Origin of the sequence: Candidatus Phycosocius spiralis, from assembly GCF_030158815.1 — a bacterium.
GTDB classification, from domain to species: domain Bacteria; phylum Pseudomonadota; class Alphaproteobacteria; order Caulobacterales; family Aquidulcibacteraceae; genus Aquidulcibacter; species Aquidulcibacter spiralis.
The window spans coordinates 117,448-135,501 of the sequence record NZ_BPFZ01000005.1 but is presented as its reverse complement, the minus strand read 5'-3'; the positions used below and the strand labels follow the sequence as shown (position 1 = coordinate 135,501).

15 protein-coding genes are annotated in these 18,054 nt (G+C 50.6%); 11 read left to right on the top strand and 4 right to left on the bottom strand.

Translation table 11 applies throughout. The features are described from left to right. Positions 1 to 18 precede the first annotated feature (18 nt). Positions 19 to 1,272, bottom strand: coding sequence for a class I SAM-dependent RNA methyltransferase (locus PsB1_RS05595; RefSeq protein ID WP_284359639.1), 1,254 nt, complete (start codon positions 1,270 to 1,272; stop codon positions 19 to 21). Between the two features lie 104 nt (positions 1,273 to 1,376). Between PsB1_RS05595 and PsB1_RS05590 the strand changes: the two genes are divergently transcribed. Next, complete coding sequence (locus PsB1_RS05590) at positions 1,377 to 1,898, top strand: YMGG-like glycine zipper-containing protein (RefSeq protein WP_284359637.1); 522 nt, start codon at positions 1,377 to 1,379, stop codon at positions 1,896 to 1,898. A gap of 6 nt (positions 1,899 to 1,904) precedes the next feature. On the opposite strand, the gene PsB1_RS05585 is transcribed toward PsB1_RS05590, so the two are convergent. Next, complete coding sequence (locus PsB1_RS05585) at positions 1,905 to 2,672, bottom strand: TlyA family RNA methyltransferase (RefSeq protein ID WP_284359635.1); 768 nt, start codon at positions 2,670 to 2,672, stop codon at positions 1,905 to 1,907. 121 nt (positions 2,673 to 2,793) lie between these two features. After that, a complete protein-coding gene (locus PsB1_RS05580) occupies positions 2,794 to 4,332 on the bottom strand; it encodes an amino acid permease (protein ID WP_284359633.1) in 1,539 nt (512 codons plus the stop codon). Positions 4,333 to 4,557: 225 nt separating this feature from the next. Here PsB1_RS05580 and queF point away from each other — a divergent pair, with 225 nt between their 5' ends. From queF to recA, 6 genes are all read left to right on the top strand, one after another. Continuing rightward, positions 4,558 to 5,025 (top strand): preQ(1) synthase, encoded by a 468-nt coding sequence (gene queF, locus PsB1_RS05575; protein WP_284359632.1) that lies wholly within the window; start codon positions 4,558 to 4,560, stop codon positions 5,023 to 5,025. 411 nt (positions 5,026 to 5,436) lie between these two features. After that, entirely contained in the window at positions 5,437 to 5,709 is a 273-nt protein-coding gene (gene fliQ / locus PsB1_RS05570; protein WP_284359631.1) for a flagellar biosynthesis protein FliQ, read from the top strand. Between the two features lie 15 nt (positions 5,710 to 5,724). Then, positions 5,725 to 6,474, top strand: coding sequence for a flagellar biosynthetic protein FliR (fliR, locus tag PsB1_RS05565; protein ID WP_284359630.1), 750 nt, complete (start codon positions 5,725 to 5,727; stop codon positions 6,472 to 6,474). 10 nt (positions 6,475 to 6,484) lie between these two features. Then, a complete protein-coding gene (gene flhB, locus PsB1_RS05560; protein WP_284359629.1) occupies positions 6,485 to 7,588 on the top strand; it encodes a flagellar biosynthesis protein FlhB in 1,104 nt (367 codons plus the stop codon). Between the two features lie 46 nt (positions 7,589 to 7,634). Beyond that, positions 7,635 to 9,527, top strand: a complete 1,893-nt coding sequence (locus PsB1_RS05555; protein WP_284359628.1) for an ATP-binding protein — start codon at positions 7,635 to 7,637, stop codon at positions 9,525 to 9,527. Positions 9,528 to 9,703: 176 nt separating this feature from the next. Continuing rightward, a complete protein-coding gene (recA, locus tag PsB1_RS05550) occupies positions 9,704 to 10,795 on the top strand; it encodes a recombinase RecA (RefSeq protein WP_284359626.1) in 1,092 nt (363 codons plus the stop codon). 35 nt (positions 10,796 to 10,830) lie between these two features. Here the strand turns inward: recA and ubiG are convergent, their stop codons facing one another. Further along, positions 10,831 to 11,610 carry a bifunctional 2-polyprenyl-6-hydroxyphenol methylase/3-demethylubiquinol 3-O-methyltransferase UbiG gene (gene ubiG / locus PsB1_RS05545; protein WP_284359625.1) on the bottom strand — a complete coding sequence of 260 codons (780 nt, stop codon included), beginning with the start codon at positions 11,608 to 11,610 and terminating at the stop codon, positions 10,831 to 10,833. A gap of 161 nt (positions 11,611 to 11,771) precedes the next feature. On the opposite strand from ubiG, the gene PsB1_RS05540 reads away from it, so the two are divergent. The 4 genes from PsB1_RS05540 to ispG all read left to right on the top strand — a co-directional run bounded on the left by PsB1_RS05540 (position 11,772) and on the right by ispG (position 18,053). Further along, complete coding sequence (locus PsB1_RS05540) at positions 11,772 to 13,016, top strand: aspartate kinase (RefSeq protein WP_284359624.1); 1,245 nt, start codon at positions 11,772 to 11,774, stop codon at positions 13,014 to 13,016. 270 nt (positions 13,017 to 13,286) lie between these two features. Then, a complete protein-coding gene (gene ptsP, locus PsB1_RS05535; RefSeq protein WP_284359623.1) occupies positions 13,287 to 15,548 on the top strand; it encodes a phosphoenolpyruvate--protein phosphotransferase in 2,262 nt (753 codons plus the stop codon). Between the two features lie 114 nt (positions 15,549 to 15,662). Beyond that, positions 15,663 to 16,754 carry a helix-turn-helix domain-containing protein gene (locus PsB1_RS05530; protein WP_284359622.1) on the top strand — a complete coding sequence of 364 codons (1,092 nt, stop codon included), beginning with the start codon at positions 15,663 to 15,665 and terminating at the stop codon, positions 16,752 to 16,754. A gap of 156 nt (positions 16,755 to 16,910) precedes the next feature. Next, positions 16,911 to 18,053, top strand: coding sequence for a flavodoxin-dependent (E)-4-hydroxy-3-methylbut-2-enyl-diphosphate synthase (ispG, locus tag PsB1_RS05525; protein WP_284359620.1), 1,143 nt, complete (start codon positions 16,911 to 16,913; stop codon positions 18,051 to 18,053). Position 18,054: the final 1 nt, after the last annotated feature.

The following is an 18,054-nucleotide window of genomic DNA, read 5'->3' as shown; positions in this document are numbered from 1 at the left end:
GGGCTTATCCGTTCCAACCTAACGCACAAACTTCGCGGCGATTTCAACATGGGGGGTAAATCGAAACTGGTCAAATGTCTCAATCTGCGCCAATTTATAGCCACCAGCGATCAAAATACGCGCGTCACGGGCAAAGCTGGTTGGATCACACGAAATCGCGACAACCAGATCGATTTTTGAGCGCGCAATTTCTTCGCTTTGCGCCTGTGCACCCGCGCGTGGCGGATCGAAGATGATGGCGTCTAAGCCCTTCATTTCGAGGGGGGCTAAGGGTGCTCGAAATAAGTCGCGCGTTTCAGCCGCCAAGGTCTTCCCCCCAGCTAACCCATCTGCTGCCTTTTTCATAGCTGCTACAGCCAAAGGATAGGCTTCTATAGCCCGCACCATGGATGTTTCTTTCAGTCGCAAGGCAAACGTGCCGACGCCGCAAAACAGATCCGCAACATGCTTGCGCCCTTGCGTCCAACTCAACACACGCGCAGCCAAGGCTTCTTCGCCAGCGCGCGTCGCCTGTAAGAATGCGCCAGAAGGTAGATCTACAATGGCATTGCCCATCTTCAATTGGGGCGTATTGCGCGACAATGCAGTCTGCCCATGCAAGGTTAAGCGCGCGATATCAGCGGCTTGGGCAAGGCTGGCCAAGCGCTCCAAGCCCTTCTTCATAAAAGTCTCAAGGCGCCCCGCTTGGAGCACATCGACGTCCAAGCCAACCGGGGTTTCAGTGACCACAATGTCAATGGTTGCTTGCTTGGATGCCAAGGCTTCTGCAAGCTTGGAAAGGCGCCCCAAAGCGGCATTTAAGCCCGGCGTTAACACTGGGCAGGCGGCGATCGGCTCAATCTGGTGACTTTTGGCTTGGGCGAAACCAAAAACAAAGCCTTGTGGCGTGTGCTTGCCATGAAAGCTCGCTCTGCGCCTGCCTTGCCCCCACGCAGGCTCGGTTGGGCCGATATCAACTTCAATATTTTGCCGGGCCAGGGCGCGGGCCACTAAATCGGCTTTCCAAGCCAGATAAGGGGCCTGATCCCAATGCTGTAAGGCGCAGCCCCCACATACCCCAAAATGTCCACACAAGGGTGTAACCCGCTCAAGCGAAGGGGTCAAAACCTCAACCAAGCTAGCGCGGTCGCCGCGTTGTTTGGCCAAAATGATCTCCCCCGGCAGGGTAAAGGGCACATGCACCAAGCGATCATGGTCACGCGATACGCCGTCGCCGCGCGCACCGATGTGGGCGATGTGCAGGGATTCTGCTTCCTGAATGTTTTTATTCATATCCGCTCATGCGCCGTTCAGGTTGGTTCAGGCAAGTTAGCTAACACAGAAGGGCTGCATAGACCCAATCGAGGTCGAGGCCTTCCCGAAAAAGGAGCATGAAGATGCGTACATTGATTTTCTCAAGTCTGGCCGCCACCATGGTCTTCGTTGCCCCCGCGATCGCTGCTGCGCAAACTTATGATGCTGGTGATGTCACTCAGGAATGTCAGCAAAGCGTGAATAATAGCGGCTTAGCTGGCGGCACCATCGGTGCCATCGCTGGGGCCGTGATCGGCAAGCAACTCGCTGCCCGCAATGCGCGCAAAGAAGGCCAGGTTCTAGGTGCCTTGGTTGGGGCGGTAGCAGGTTCGCAGATTGGTAAAGCGCGCGTTGCGTGTGATGATAATGCTTATCGTCCATCTGAAGCTGAAGAGCAGCCAAGTGACTATCGGCGCAATAGCTTTAACGGCCCTTATCATCGCGAACGCGCTTATCCCACGACCTATATCGTGCCACCCCCCGTTCTAATCCAAAAGGAATGTGGTTGGGGCGAAGCGACCCTGCGTCGCCCTGACGGCAGCTTTGAGCGCAATTCTGTTTGGATGTGCCGCGAAAACCTAGGTCCATGGAGCATTCGCAACTAAAGCCAATTAGGGCGTGTCTTGACCTTGGACTTTGCTTAGGTCGCCCCGACGGGCATGGAGCAGATATTCCCGATTGCCGTCCCCACCGGCAATCGGGCTTTCCATCATGCTTAAAACCTGAAAGCCGCAAAGACCATCAAGTTCAAGGCGCACTTCTTCGGCGATGACCGCCGCGACATCTGGATCGACGATCCCGCGTTTGCCGACCCGCGATGGGCCTGCTTGAAACTGGGGTTTCACTAAGGCGATTAAATCGGCATTGGGTGCCACCAGAGGCAATATATGGGGCAATATTTTTTCCAACCCGATAAAACTCACATCCATAACCACCAAATCGGGTAAGGGCACACCCAAATCGTCCTGGCTAAGGGTACGGGCATCGGTACCTTCTAAAAGCGTTATTTTTTGGTTGTCGCGCAGCTTAGCGTCCAATTGGTCGCGCCCCACATCGACGCTGACAACATGAGCCACCCCACGGCTGAGTAAAACTTGGGTAAAGCCCCCGGTGGAGGCCCCGAGATCCAAGCAGTAGCGATCGCTCACCATTACATCAAACTTATCCAAGGCTGCCACGAGCTTTAATCCAGCACGCGACACCCAGTGATAAGCCAGCTCGGCCGTTAGGGGACAATCAGTCTCCAATAATTCAGAAGCTTTTTGGATGATTTTTTCGCCACTGCGAACCAGTCCAGCCTTTATGGCTTGGCGAGCCTTAGCGCGGGTTGCGATCAGGCCACGCGACACCAATAAAAGATCAGCTCTTTGTCGTTCCATACCAAAAGTGTAATGTGTAGAGCTAGATGTAGCCAGCCCAAAAACTGAATTGATCCAAGTCCACAAGCCATAAAGTTGCGGCGAGTCACCTGACCCGCCGCTTCATGAGATGGGGACAAACTTAATCCAGCTTGTGGGGTAAGTCCCCAGCTCGTGGTTCATGACCAAGTATCATTTCCCCCTTGGCCAATTTTGAGTTCCACATGCCATAAACAAAATAGACCACAATCGCCCCGATAAGGAAGTAAGCAAAAAAGGCCAATACCTTTTGCTCAACCGTAAAGATCAACCCTAAACACGATAAAATCCCAAAGATTGGAAGAATCGGGTAAAAGGGCACTTTAAAGCCGCGTGGCAAATCAGGGCGGGACTGACGCAGCCACATCACTGAAATGCACACAATCGCGAAAGCAGCCAAAGTTCCAACCGAAGTCACATCGCCTAGAACGTTGATGTCAAATAACCCAGCTGCAAAAGCCACGATTATTCCAACCAGCAATGTATTGATCCAAGGGGTTTGGAATTTGGGATGCACGCGCGAAAAAATCGTTGGCAACAGGCCATCTCTGGCCATGGCATAAAAAATCCGAGTTTGACCATACATTAAAACCAAGATCACTGAAGTTAGGCCAATGATAGCACCAGCCTTGATTGTCATGGCAAACCAAGCCCATTGAGACCCCATGGAATCAACCGCAACCGCGACCGGATCAGGTACATTGAGATCCCTATAATTGACCATCAAAGTCAAAACGGCTGCCACCAACATGTAAAGAATGGTGCAGACCAACAAAGACCCAATGATCCCGATGGGCATGTCTTTCTTTGGATCCTTTGCTTCCTGACCAGCGGTTGAGACCGCTTCGAAGCCAATATAAGCAAAAAAGACGATGGAAGCAGCGCGGAATACGCCTTCCAAGCCGAATTTGCCCTCACTCTCATTGGGTGGAATAAACGGCACCCAATTCTGAGACAATTCAGGTAGATGGGTCAAAACCTTATAGCCACCGATAATAATAAAGGCTAAGATCACAGTAACCTTGATCGCCACGATCACATTATTCACTTGGCTCGATTCAGAAATGCCCAAAGTCAACAACGCGGCTAAAACGAGCGTAACAAGGAATGCCGGTACATTGAACAAAGTGGTCAAACTTGTGCCATCCTTGAGGGTGGTCATATGGTTCATAGGCCCAGTAAATTCTGGTGGGATCACCAAACCAAAATCGCCCAAAAGGCTCACCACATAGCCAGACCAGCCGACAGCTACCACAGAAGCCGCAAGACCATATTCCAACAACAGGAGGGCACCCATGATCCATGCGGCAAACTCACCCAGCGTTGTGTAGGAATAGGTGTATGCTGATCCTGAAACTGGCAGGGTCGATGAAAGTTCTGCATAACACAAACCAGCACAAGCACATACCAATCCGGCAACCACAAAGGAGAGCATGACAGCAGGACCTGCATGTAGGGCTGCCGCATTACCCGTTCGCACGAAAATGCCGGCCCCAATGATGCAGCCAATTCCCAAAAGCACCAGATTAACAGGGCCTAAGGTACGTTTGAGTTCACTTTTTTCGTTTTCACTCATGATTTGAGCGACCGACTTGCGCGCAAAAATTCGATTTAGCCCAGTCGCTGGTTTGGTCTCAGCCATGTATCCCCCTTAATCAGGTTCAATTGCGTGCGGAACTTAAGTTCCGCTTTTCCACTGAAGTTCTACGCTAGTGCGCCCAACGACACTTGGCAATAAACCACCACTGAAAGAAGCTTCAAATAATCACCTGCCTTGTTTTGAATATGCAAGCGCGATGTGCCAGCTGTAACTTCATGCATGTAGCCAGTAGGTGCAAAATCGATCCAGTCAGGCTAAGGTATCCTCATGAGCAAGCAATCCATCTATGAGGGTCTTGAAACCCTTGGCCAAGATATCCGCAGCTCTAAGAGCCCGGATGAAGCCATGCTTGAAAAAGTTGCAAACCCGCATCCAAATACTTTGTATTTGGCGCGCTTTACGGTCCCTGAGTTTACAAGCCTTTGTCCGGTTACAGGCCAGCCAGACTTTGCCCATTTGGTGATTGATTATGTACCCACCAACTGGTTGGTTGAAAGCAAAAGCTTGAAGCTATATTTAGCAAGCTTCCGCAATCATGGTGCCTTTCACGAAGATTGTACGGTGGCGATTGGCAAACGACTGGTGTCCCTTTTAAGCCCACAATGGCTACGCATCGGGGGCTATTGGTATCCACGTGGCGGCATTCCGATAGATGTTTTTTTTGCGACAGGCCCCGTCCCTGATGGGGTGTGGATTCCAGATCAAGGTGTACCACCTTACCGGGGCCGCGGTTAATTCCTTGGCTGGCCACAACAATGAGCCAGGGGGATAAGATCATCCTAATGACACAACAGCCCACCAATCCCATGCTCTCTTGGCTTTGCAGCACGAAATAGATCTATTCCGATATTGATCTATAAAGTAATATTGCCCTCTTGACCGGGACCATTTTACGATCACCTACCACTTGTTAAGTCCCTATCTACCTATGTCCCTACTTATTTGGCCAAGAGGGTCTATGTATCGCAACCCATCACTTGGTATGATTGAGTGGTGTTTAGATGTGAATTTCAAGAAAAAACCACACAGACCTTATCGTGAATCAGTCTAACACTAGGACAAGCTCATTCTATGAACCATGCTGTGGTGTTCCATGCTCCAGAAATCTGATTGGTTTCTGCCTTTTTTAAGTCGGAGAAACTGACAATGAACCCCCCCGAAGTCCTTGATGTAGCACGCGACGCCATCTGGTTAACGATTGCGATGTCGGCCCCCGTGATGCTGGTGGGTTTGGCGGTTGGTTTGGTGATTGGGCTCCTACAAGCTTTGACACAAATTCAAGAGCAAACCTTGGTTTTTGTGCCAAAAATCCTCGCCATTTTTGCTGCTTTTTTGCTTTTTTTACCTTTGATGGGCGGCATGATGGGTGAGTTTATGACCCAAATGATGGCTAAAGTTGCTGCCAGCGGCCTCAATTAAGTCATGACCTAAAAAATGGAATTGCTGCCACAAACAGTTTGGGTCATTGGCGTAGTTTTCGCCCGGGTTGGGGCGTTGATGATGCTGGCCCCAGGGATTGGAGATCAATTTGTGCCACAGCGCGCACGCCTGATCGTCGCTCTCTTTATTGCCTTTACATTGGCCCCGGTTGTGTCTGGCAAGATTGGCCCGGTGCCAACAGATAGTGGGGACATGTTCTTGGCCATCCTGAAGGAAATTGTGATCGGTCTATCCTTGGGACTAACCACGCGGATTTTGTTTTCAGCTCTCGCAACTGCAGGTGCGATTGCAGGCATGCAATCGGGCCTTGGTATGGCAATGGCATTTGATCCCTCACAACAACAACAAGGCGCGGTTTTTGGGACATTCCTTGCCCTTTTGGGGACAGCTTTGGTGTTTCAGGCCGATGTGCACCATCTGTTTATCACCGGAGCGGCCAAGAGTTTTGATAATTTTCTACCCAGTGCACCCTTGCCCCTGGGCGATATTGCTCAATTTGGATTACGTGCCTTTAGTCAGGCATTTGCTTTAGCGATCCAAATTACCGCTCCTTTATTGCTCTTTGGCATTGTGACAAACATAGCGCTTGGCATCATCAATCGGGTGGCCCCTGCAATCCAAGTTTTTTTTATCGCCCAGCCCATCCAGGTGCTTTTGGGGATTATGCTGTTTGCGGTAACCGCAGGCGCTGGCATGTTGGTATGGCTTGAAGCCATAGCCGAAGCTGGTCGCTCTTTGAATTAAGGGTACCTGGATGGACGAAGACGAAAGCCAAAAGACCGAGGCTCCCAGCCAGTATAAATTGGAAGAGGCACGAAAAAAAGGCGATATTCCTAAATCCCAAGATGTGGCAACCTTGTTTATTTTGGTCGCAGGCATTGCGGTATTACTGACTTTCGGACTTAAGAATACGGCCGAACTTACCCGCTTCATCACTGTGTTTATCGAGCAGCCAGAGCAAATAGCGGTTGATGGCAATGCCTTACAGCATCTATCTTTTACAATTGGGATCAAGATTGGTATCGTGTTGAGCGCAACGATAGGTGCCATGATTGTGGCTGGCCTTGCTGGGCATTTAGTCCAATCGGGTTTGCTATTTAGCGCTGAAAAATTAATCCCTAAACTGCACAAAATTTCCCCCATTGCCGGATTTAAGCGCTTGTTTGGTGCCGAATCCTTGCTGACCTTTGCAAAAACATTGCTTAAATTAGTTGTCATTTGTTGGGTGGCCTATGTGATTTTGGTACCTCATGCACGGGAAATGTCCATTTTGGTTCAGATGGAACCAGCCGCCTTGATGCCAATCCTTGTCAAAATTTTATTGGAACTCTGTTTTGCTCTAATCGGTGTGATCGCTGTGGCGTCTGTTGCCGATTACGCCATCCAGCGTTTTTCATGGATCAAGCGCAACCGCATGAGCAAACAAGAACAAAAAGATGAATATAAGAAACTTGAAGGCGATCCACTCATCAAGTTGAAAGTGCGCCAAATTCGTATCCAGCGCAGCCGCAGTCGCATGATGAGCAGTGTCCCCAAAGCAACCGTAATCATCACCAACCCAACCCACTTTGCCGTTGCATTGCGCTATCTCGCAGGAGAAGATGCGGCCCCTGTTTGCGTGGCCAAAGGTGTAGATCATATCGCACTCAAAATACGTGAGATAGCAACAGCTGCAGATGTACCCATTGTTGAAGACCCGCCCCTTGCCCGTGCGCTTTATGCCAGTGTCGATCTGGATGAAACCATCCCAGCGCAACATTACGAAGCCGTCGCAAAAATCATTGGCGTGATTTTAGGTGTAGCCGCAGCACGCAAATCAGGTGATTCTCTCCAGAGTCGAGTCCAAAGTGCGGCTTAGGTGCATGCTGGCTTGGATTGTGGGGTAAGGCGGTATGGTTGGGTTTATGTCTCTGTTTTCACGTTCAGACTTACATGATTGGCTCAACAATGTGGATGGGCCCGCAGCTCTATTCACGCGCCAAGGTCGCTTTATGAATTCAAATCTGGCTTATGATGCCCTGTACCGAAAGGTTTCTATTGACCCTTTACTAATGAGCTTGCTTGACCCTGATTGCGCATTTCGTGCCTCAAAGGCGGTCAGACGTGGCCAGACTTTGGATGAGACCAATGGATCGACGCGTATACGCGTCTCTCAGATCGGAGCCATGGCCTTGGTGCGTGTGACGGTGGTTCACCCGATTGTCGAAAGCATACCAACACAGCGATTATCAGATACAAGCCCTAACATTATCCCCCCTGAACCTGCCATAACCACCTCGCTGGTCAAAAGTTTGTCGCGCCTGATCGGAGAAGTCCCCATTGGTTTTGCAAGATTGGACTGCCGTGACGCCCGCCATGCGATCATTCAAGAAGCAAACCCGGCCTTTTGTCGTATCACCGGCGCAAGTGTTGGATCTAAGCTTTCGGACTTGGTGATGGCTGCCAATGCAGAAGATCTTGATCGTTTAGGTGTGGGCATACAAAGTGCTGTAGAATTAGATTTAGTGGCCTCTGGTGGTCAAGCATGTGAGGGCTGGCTCTTAAGCGATGGAGATGACGGGGCGGCATTGTTGTTGATTGATGTCTCCAGTCGACGCGATATGGAGCAGCGCCTTGCCCAAACCAGCAAAATGCAAGCCGTTGGGCAAATTGCAGGTGGTGTGGCCCATGAACTGAATAATTTCCTATTGGTCATCACGCTGAATTGCGATGCGCTTTTGGCCCGCCATCCCGTTGGCGACCCCAGTTATGGAGAACTTCAAAGTATCCAGAATACCAGCTCACGCGCAGCTGAATTAGTCAAAATGTTATTGGCCTATGCGCGTAAGCAAACCTTCAGGCGCGATATTCTCGATGTCGGCTCGGTATTGACTGAATTTGCTGTGTTGATGCGCCAAGTACTCGATGAACGTATTGATTTTGACATCACACACGGCCGGGACTTACCTAATGTTCGCGCAGACAAGCAACAGCTTGAAACCGTTTTGATGAATTTGGTCACCAATGCCCGCGACGCAGTTTTAATGTCGGGCAAGGGCAAGGGTTCGGTCACCGTCCGCACACGTCGCGCCACAAGCCAAGACGTGCGTGTTGCGCTTAAAGATCACACTATCGCGCACTTGGAAGACATGGATTGGGTGATGATTTCGGTTGAGGATACGGGTATTGGGATGCCGGGCGAGATCGCAAATCAGATTTTTGAACCGTTTTTCACCACCAAAGAACAAGGTAAGGGTACTGGCATTGGCCTTGCCACCGTCTATGGCATCATCAAGCAATCAGGCGGTTTTATTGCGCTTGATTCAGTCCCCAATGAAGGCACAAGCTTTCATGTCTTCCTTCCAGCGGCATCGCCCGATGAAATCGGTGGTCAAATGCCTGCCCCGGTTCCAGCGCCCGCAGATGCTCGTCCTATCGATTTGGCGGGACGCGGTAGGATCTTACTGGTTGAAGACGAAGAAGGTGTGCGCAATATTGCATGTCGCCTGTTGACCCAGCGCGGCTATCAAGTGACTGCGGCTGCTGATGGCGAAGAAGCACTGGAAATTCTGGAACACGAGCCTGACTATTTTGACCTTGTACTTTCTGATGTGGTGATGCCAGGTCTTGATGGTCCAAGCCTGCTCAAAGCCGCTAAGCCCTATCTGGGTCATGCCCGCGTTGTCTTCATGTCTGGATATGCCGAGCAAGATTTTGCCCAAACTTTAGAAGATGAGCGCTCTATCTCCTTTTTGCCCAAGCCTTTTACCTTGGCGCAATTGGCCGAACGGGTGAAAATGGAATTGGCAGCGGTTTAATACGTCATAATTGGACATATTGGTTAAGTAAAGTCACTTTTATCGTCATGTTCTACTTGTGTTCTAAGAACATATCAGATACACATTGGGGAGGACACAACTAAGTCTAACCTGTATATAGCTCAATAGAGCCCTTGATACCGGTTTGGACGGGAATCGTGAAAAGGGGTTCACATATGGCAACTCATGCGACACATGCAGCACTTCGCTTGGTGGAAAAAAACGAAATGGACAAGGAAAAAGCTCTCGACTCGGCTTTAGCGCAAATTGAACGCGCCTTTGGCAAGGGTTCGATCATGCGCTTAGGGGAACAAGGGGCTGCGGTTGAAATCGAATCGGTTTCCACAGGATCGCTCGGGCTTGATATTGCTCTTGGGATTGGCGGCTTGCCGCGCGGTCGGATTGTTGAGATTTATGGCCCCGAGAGCTCTGGCAAAACCACTTTGGCGTTACACTGCATTGCTGAAGCTCAAAAAAGTGGCGGTGTGTGTGCCTTTGTTGATGCAGAACATGCGCTCGACCCTATTTATGCGCGCAAATTGGGTGTTGATCTAAGCGACCTTTTGATTTCCCAGCCCGATACGGGTGAGCAAGCGCTCGAAATCACCGACACATTGGTCCGTTCGGGTGCAGTGGATGTGTTGGTGATTGATTCAGTTGCCGCTTTGACGCCAAAAGCTGAAATTGAAGGCGATATGGGTGATAGTTTGCCCGGCTCGCAGGCCCGTTTGATGAGCCAAGCCTTGCGCAAGCTCACAGGCTCAATTTCGCGCTCAAAGACGCTGGTTATCTTCATCAACCAAATCCGCATGAAAATTGGGGTGATGTTTGGTAGCCCTGAGACCACAACTGGGGGCAATGCGCTTAAATTTTATGCATCCGTCCGTCTGGACATTCGTCGCATTGGCCAAATTAAAGATAAAGAAGATGTGGTCGGCAATATCACCCGTGTCAAAGTGGTCAAAAACAAAGTTGCACCACCGTTCAAACAAGTTGAGTTTGATATATTATATGGCGAAGGCATTTCCAAGCAGGGAGAGCTTATTGACCTTGGTGTCAAAGCTGGGATCATTGAAAAATCAGGCTCGTGGTATTCCTATGACAGCACACGTATCGGTCAGGGAAAAGACAATGCCCGCGCCTTTTTAAAGGCCAATCTCGATATGTCTGGCGAAATCGAGCAAAAAGTTCGCCAAAATGCGGGCATTCTTGCAGATGTTCTCGCTGGCGAACCCATCTCTGACATTGGCGAGATGGACGACCTCTAGCGCTTTAGGCCCCCTGCCTTAAAGGGTGGGGGGCTTTATGTCTTTTTGACCACAATCATGTAATTCATGCCCGTATCGCGCCCAAGGGACCAGCGATCAAGGAGTGGATTATACATAACCCCAATCGGGGCATCCAAGCTTAAGCCAGGCTGGCCAGCTAATGCCGCTTCAATCTCACTTGGCTTTATCAGCTTGTCAAAATCATGTGTGCCTTCAGGCAGCCAGCGCAAAATGCGTTCTGCCCCGATGATGGCAAAAGCAAGCGCGCGTATTGTGCGATTGATGGTGGCGATGATCATCAAACCACCAGGTGCGACGAGTTTGGCTGAATCTTTTAGAAAAGCTGCAGCATCGGCAACGTGCTCCACCACTTCCATGTTGAGCACGATATCATATGGCCCCTCCCCGGCAGCCAATAGGCCTTCCGCCGTGCCATGGCGATAGTCAATATTGAGGCCCGATTGTGCGGCGTGTGTCAAAGCGGTTTTAACATTCGGCAAAGTTGCGTCCACGCCTGTAACTATTGCTCCCAACCGGGTCATGGGCTCGCTTAACAGTCCACCGCCACAGCCAATGTCGAGCAATTTAAGATCTTTAAGCGGTAAAGGTGCGAGTGGGCTTCGCCCAAAATGGGCTGCCACGGTGTCGCGAATGAAAGCCAGTCTTATTGGATTAAACTTGTGCAGCGGGCGAAACTTGCCATAGGGGTTCCACCAATCCTCCGCCATGGCAGCAAACTTAGCCACTTCTGCGGGATCAATGGAGGGTGATTTTGGCTGCACCGGATTATCACTAGAATGTCGGGATTTTGACATGAAAATACTCATTCATTAGGCAGTTGGCAGCATAACTAAGGATTGACCAATCAAGTTCATAGAGCGATGAGCGCGCGCGTCGAGAGCAAATAGAGGTTTTTTACTGCAAAACCTTGGACACCTCTCCGACCACAAGCCGGATCAATTAGGAGCATGCGAGCATGTCGCGTTTGGTGATGAAGTTTGGTGGAACCTCTGTCGGCGATGTGGAGCGCATTCGCCGCGTCGCGCGTCTGGTTGCCGCTGAACGTGAAGCCGGATATGGTATTGCCGTCGTTGTTTCAGCGATGTCGGGGGAGACCAATCGCTTGGTGGATCTCGCCAATGCAGCGGGTGAAGGTTTACCCGCCGAACAATTTGACGATGAATATGATGTGGTGGTTGCAACCGGTGAGCAGGTTACAACGGGGCTTTTGGCTTTGGCACTGCGCGCTATGGGCATTCCTGCCCGGTCTTGGCAGGGATGGCAGATCCGGGTCGCTTCAAGTGATACCCATGGCTCTGCCCGCATCAGCGATATTAACGCAGGGGAAGTGGCTGCTGCGATTGATGCTGGTCAAGTCGCAGTTATTCCAGGCTTCCAAGGGGTTACAGAAGAAGATCGCATCACCACTTTAGGACGCGGTGGCTCCGACACATCTGCGGTTGCGGTTGCCGCAGCATTAGAAGCTGGTCGCTGTGACATCTATACCGACGTCGATGGCGTGTATACCACCGACCCGCGCTTGGTACCAAAAGCGAAGCGGCTTGATAAAATTTCATATGAAGAAATGCTGGAAATGGCATCTTTGGGTGCAAAAGTCTTGCAGACCCGCTCCGTTGAACTGGCTATGGCCAAGCGCGTCCCAGTGCGGGTGCTCTCAAGCTTTGTGGAGCCAGGCCACCCTAACCCTGGAACTATGGTTTGTGATGAGGATGAAATCGTGGAAAAACAGATCGTATCGGGCATCGCCTATTCGCGCGACGAAGCCAAACTGTCATTAAAGGCCTTACAAGATCACCCAGGCGTTGCGGCCGATATTTTTGGCCGCTTGGCAGAGGCCAACATTAATGTCGATATGATTGTACAGGCCCCTTCGCGCACGGAAGGCACTGTCAATATGACTTTCACGGTACCAGAGCGCGAGGCCGACCGTGCCTTGGACCTCATGACCAGTGCCCAAACGCAAATTGGGTTTGAGCAGATTGAAGTCAAAAAGAATGTCTCTAAAGTATCGGTGATTGGGGTTGGTATGCGTTCCCATGTTGGGGTGGCACGCATTATGTTTGATGCTTTGTCCAAAAAAGGCATCAATATCGAAAATATCGCCACCTCCGAAATCAAGATTTCGGTGCTGATTGACAGTTCCTACACAGAGCTAGCTGTTCGGGCTTTACACACAGCATATGGACTAGATTCAGCTTAACCTAATGTCCAATCAAAATTTACTAAGAAGATGAGTATTTTTATTGAAGTTAATTGGTTACCAAAGGCCGTTTTTGAGGAATTATCAGGTCATAAATAAACATCATTTGTCATTATATGCTCGTGAATACCCAGTGAAGTGAATAACTGGGCCGGTCCAAACGGTCATGACTTGTTGTGCTTCATCGCTCTTGGCGCACCACAGCTTTGAGTGGTGCTAATCAGAAGAGATTGAGTTAGAGAAGCTGATTATGACTTGGCTGAGGGTTTTATGGCACCAATAACATCTGGCAGCGGGGGGGGATCACGCGTTTTGCTACGTCGCCTGCGCGATGTGATGGTGCAAGATGTCGATACCCAGACCCGGTTAGACCGTATTGTTGCACAAATCGGCACGACCATGGTTGCCGATGTCTGCTCGATTTATTTGCGCCGCGGCGATGGTTCCCTAGAATTGTTTGCTACAGAAGGTCTTGTGCGAGATGCTGTCCATCGTACTAGGCTGAAAGCGGGTGAAGGCCTTGTTGGCTTAGTAGCCGAAGGGGTAGAGCCAATCAGCCTAGCTGACGCGCCCAAGCATCATCGGTTTTCCTATAGGCCTGAGACTGGCGAAGATCCGTTTCAGTCTTTCTTGGGCGTGCCGGTTTTGCGTAGTGGCCGCGTAGTCGGGGTTTTGGTGGTGCAAAACCGCTATGCACGGATCTATGATGACGATGAAATCGAAGCGCTGCAACTGATCGCGACCGTCTTGGCCGAGATTGTGTCGGTTGAAGATTTAACCGGTGCGCTCTTTGAGTTTCAAATCAAGCCAACCACACCAGAAACGCTCAAAGGCAGGGCCTATTCGCGAGGACTAGCCAGCGGTAAAGCCCTGTTGCACGATCCCGATGTTGAGCCCACCCGCTATTTATCCGATGATCCAATTGCTGAAGAGCTAAAACTTGATAGCGCTTTGCAGACATTACGGCTTGGGCTGGCGGCTTTATTGGCTGGCGATGTTCAAACCTTGGGCGGCACTTCGTATGAAGTTCTGGAGACCTTTCATCTTTTAAGTCAGGACCGCAGTTGGGAACGGCGACTGCGTGATGGTGTTAAAAATGGTTTGACGGCCGAAGCGTCGGTTGAGCAGGTTCGCTCTGAACATAGAGCACGCATGTCAAACGCTAAGGACGGATATATTCGCGACCGCTTGCATGATTTAGAAGAGCTCGACAACCGATTATTGCGCCATTTGTCAGGAAATTCGGCAGATCGAAACGAAATTTTTGAAGAATCAATTCTTGTCGCTCGCGATATTGGTCCAGCCGAATTGCTAGAATATGGACGCGGTAAGATCAAAGCAATTCTCTTAGAGGAAGGTTCGCCTTCTTCGCATGCGGCTATCGTTGCCAAAGCCATGGGTGTACCCATGATTGGGCAACTCCCAAACCTGCTTTCACGTGTGGAATCAGGTGATACCATCATAGTCGACGGCAATGAAGGCCAAGCCTATCTGCGACCAGACCCTATGGTTGCAACAGCCCTCAAGCTTCGCTTTGATGAACAAAGTGCAGAGCAACGCCTGTTTACAGCCACCAAGGATGCGCCGAGCCAAACCTTAGATGGTCAATCGATTCAATTATTCATCAATGCAGGACTTGCCATCGATCTTGAGCAGATCGAGACAACAGGTGCACACGGGGTTGGGCTTTATCGAACAGAGTTTCAGTTCATGATTGCAGATTCATTGCCGCGATTGGATGCCCAAACGGCCCTCTATACCGAAGCCCTAGACCTAGCAAAAGGCCACCCAGTGACTTTCAGAACTCTTGATTTGGGAGGCGATAAAGTGGCGGCCTATATGCCGACCGAGCGAGAAGAGAACCCATCTATGGGTTGGCGGGCACTTCGCATGGGATTGGATCGACCTGGCCTCTCACGCTATCAATTGCGTGCTTTGGTGCGCGCCGCCGAAGGGCGGCTGTTGCGGATCATGTTCCCACTGGTTGCTGTCGTTGATGAATTTTATCGCGCGCGTGAGCTTTTAGAAAAAGAATTGGCCTGGGCACGCAGCAATGGCCGCCAAGGGCCAAGTGTGGTAAAAGTGGGGGCCATGATTGAAGCCCCAGCAATGGCTTGGGATACCGCTACTTTGGCTAAGGAGGCTGATTTTCTTTCGATTGGGACTAACGATCTGATGCAATTCTTTTTTGCCGCAGACCGCGGCACAGCCAAAGTCGCCGATCGCTATGATATTCTCTCTCGCCCCGCTTTGACATTTTTGCAGCATATTCGCGATGCTGCAGGTGATACACCCATCTCGATTTGTGGCGAACATGCAGGCCGCCCACTCGAAGCTATGGCGATGATTGGACTAGGCTATCGCAGCCTTTCCATGCCTGCTAGTGGCATTGGCCCAGTCAAGCGCATGCTGATGTCACTAAATGGGGAAGCGTTTGCTAAACATCTGAAACAATTGCTGCAAAAAGGCGACGAAAACATACGCCAAACGCTGAAAAAATATGCCAAAACAAACAATGTTATCCTAGAATAGAATTGACAAAGTGTAACGTTTTGTCAACAGACACCAACCAATATGATTAAGATAAGCCAAAAGTGATTAAACCCATAATCGCCCAGTTTAAGTTTCATATTAAGGATTAAATCGATGAGTCCGGCAGAGGCCGCGCGAAAATTAGATGCTGCTAAAGCTCTGGGTCAGGGGCGGGCCAGATTGCGTCTGGTTAGTTCCGTGGATAATCCAGAGGCTGATGGTCCTGGAACACGCTTACAAGCTGCGCGTCGTGAACAAGATTTATCGATCCATCAAATTGCGTTGGCTTTGAGACTAAAACCAGAACAAGTTGCCGCCATTGAGACGATGCAATTTCAAAAATTACCAGGCCTAGGTTATGCTTTAGGATATGTGCGCGGTTATGGTGAGCTATTGGGTTTGATCGATTGCGATGGACTTGTCAGTGAGTATCGCGATGCTTGGGAACCCATGCAAAGGCGGCGTGAATCTGAAATTGAGACTATTTCAAACCAATTTGCAACCCCAATTGGCATCGTCATCGCCTTGGCACTTTTAGGTTGGCTATTGATTTGGGCCAGCCTTCATGTGCTTAAACCACAACAGGGCGACATGATTGCCCCTCCCGACGCCAAGATTAAGGCTTGGGCGGAAGCAAGCCCAAGGGTGACTTCCCATGCCACATCCGATGTCCAACCCTTATCCGTCTTAACGGCGCTTGAAGATGTGCGCATCACCGTTAGGGGGGAAGATGGTGCTTTGGTAACTGACCGTATTTTACGCAAAGGCGAAAGTTTTTCGACCGACGGCTTGGGTCGCTGGTTTGTTTCAGCACCAATCGGCGGGGTTTTAGTCGCAAACGGCTTCGGCCAAAGCGCGATTGTTGGCGAAGCTGGCCACAAGGTGGTCAATTGGCGCGTACCCGACTTTGAACAAATTGCGATCGTCAAAGCCAAGGCTGAAGCAGAACGTATCGCCGCTGAAGCCGCTGCGGCCGCCAAAGCAAAAGCCGATGAAGTCAAATCTGCCGCAGACACCAAAGCTGCAGACACCAAAGCTTCTAGCATTGCCGAAGTGGCAGTCTTGAGCAAGAGTGAAACATCTAAGACAAACCCTGTTCATGTCGTTCCAAATGGAGTAGAGTCCCCAGCTTCATTAGCTCCAGCCTCGACCGCTGTCTCAGTCCCAGCCTCAACCACAGTCCCAGCCCCGCAATCTACCCAATAACTAGTTGTCCGATCGGGTTTGGTTTGAATGGACAAGTCTAAAGCCAAACTTCATCTTCAAGCTAAAGATCAAATTACCCTAAATGATAGATGGGCGCTCTTGTCGCTCAGTACTCATGCTTGGTATAGGGTGGTTACAGCTGAATAAGGAAATCACGTGGCGGCTGGCCTAGAACATATTCGCCCTTGGCGTACAATCGTCAGGCGCAAGTCTCGCCAGATCATGGTGGGTAAAATTGCTGTAGGTGGCAATGCCCCGATCAGCGTGCAAACCATGACGAATACACCTACCTCTGATGCGACAGCCACCATTGACCAAATCCGGCGCTGTGAAGAAGCTGGTGTGGATATCATCCGCGTGTCATGCCCGGATCCCGAAGCTACTACGGCGTTAAAAACCATTGTTCAAGCAGCCAAAGTTCCTATCGTTGCTGATATTCACTTCCATTATAAGCGTGCGATTGAAGCGGCCATCGCAGGGGCTGCCTGCCTGCGGATTAATCCTGGCAATATTGGTTCGGCTGAACGGGTGCGCGAAGTCGTCAGTGCCGCGCGCGACAATGGCTGTTCCATCCGCATTGGGGTTAATGCCGGCTCTCTAGAGACTGACTTATTGGAAAAATACGGCGAGCCGTGCCCGGAAGCGATGGTGGAAAGCGCGCTAGACCATGCGCGCATCTTGCAGGACCTTGATTTTCACGAGTTCAAAATCTCGGTCAAAGCGTCTGATACCTTTCTTACGGTTGCTGCTTATCAAGCTCTTTCAGAAGCCATTGATTGCCCGCTGCATCTGGGCGTAACCGAAGCTGGTGCATCGCGCTCTGGTACGGTTAAATCAGCCATCGGCATTGGATCCTTACTCTGGGCCGGGATTGGCGACACCATCCGTGTGTCTTTGTCGGCAGAGCCTGAAGAAGAAGTGCGCGTGGGCTATGATATCCTAAAATCGCTAGGCCTGCGCACACGCGGCGTCAACATCATTGCTTGCCCCTCCTGCGCACGCCAGGGCTTTGATGTGATCCGCACCGTTGAAGCGCTCGAAGCCCGCTTAGCTCATGTGTCTGAGCCGATTTCCTTATCGATCATTGGATGTGTGGTAAATGGTCCAGGTGAGGCCCTATATACGGACCTAGGCTTTACCGGTGGCGGCAAAGGAGCAGGCATGGTTTATATGGCCGGCAAAGCCCATCACAAGCTCTCTAATGACGATATGATTGAGCATATTGTTGAACTTGTAGAAGCCAAAGCAAATGAAATGAGGTCTGCTGATATAGCGCTTGATTTGGCCAGCAGCCATTGAA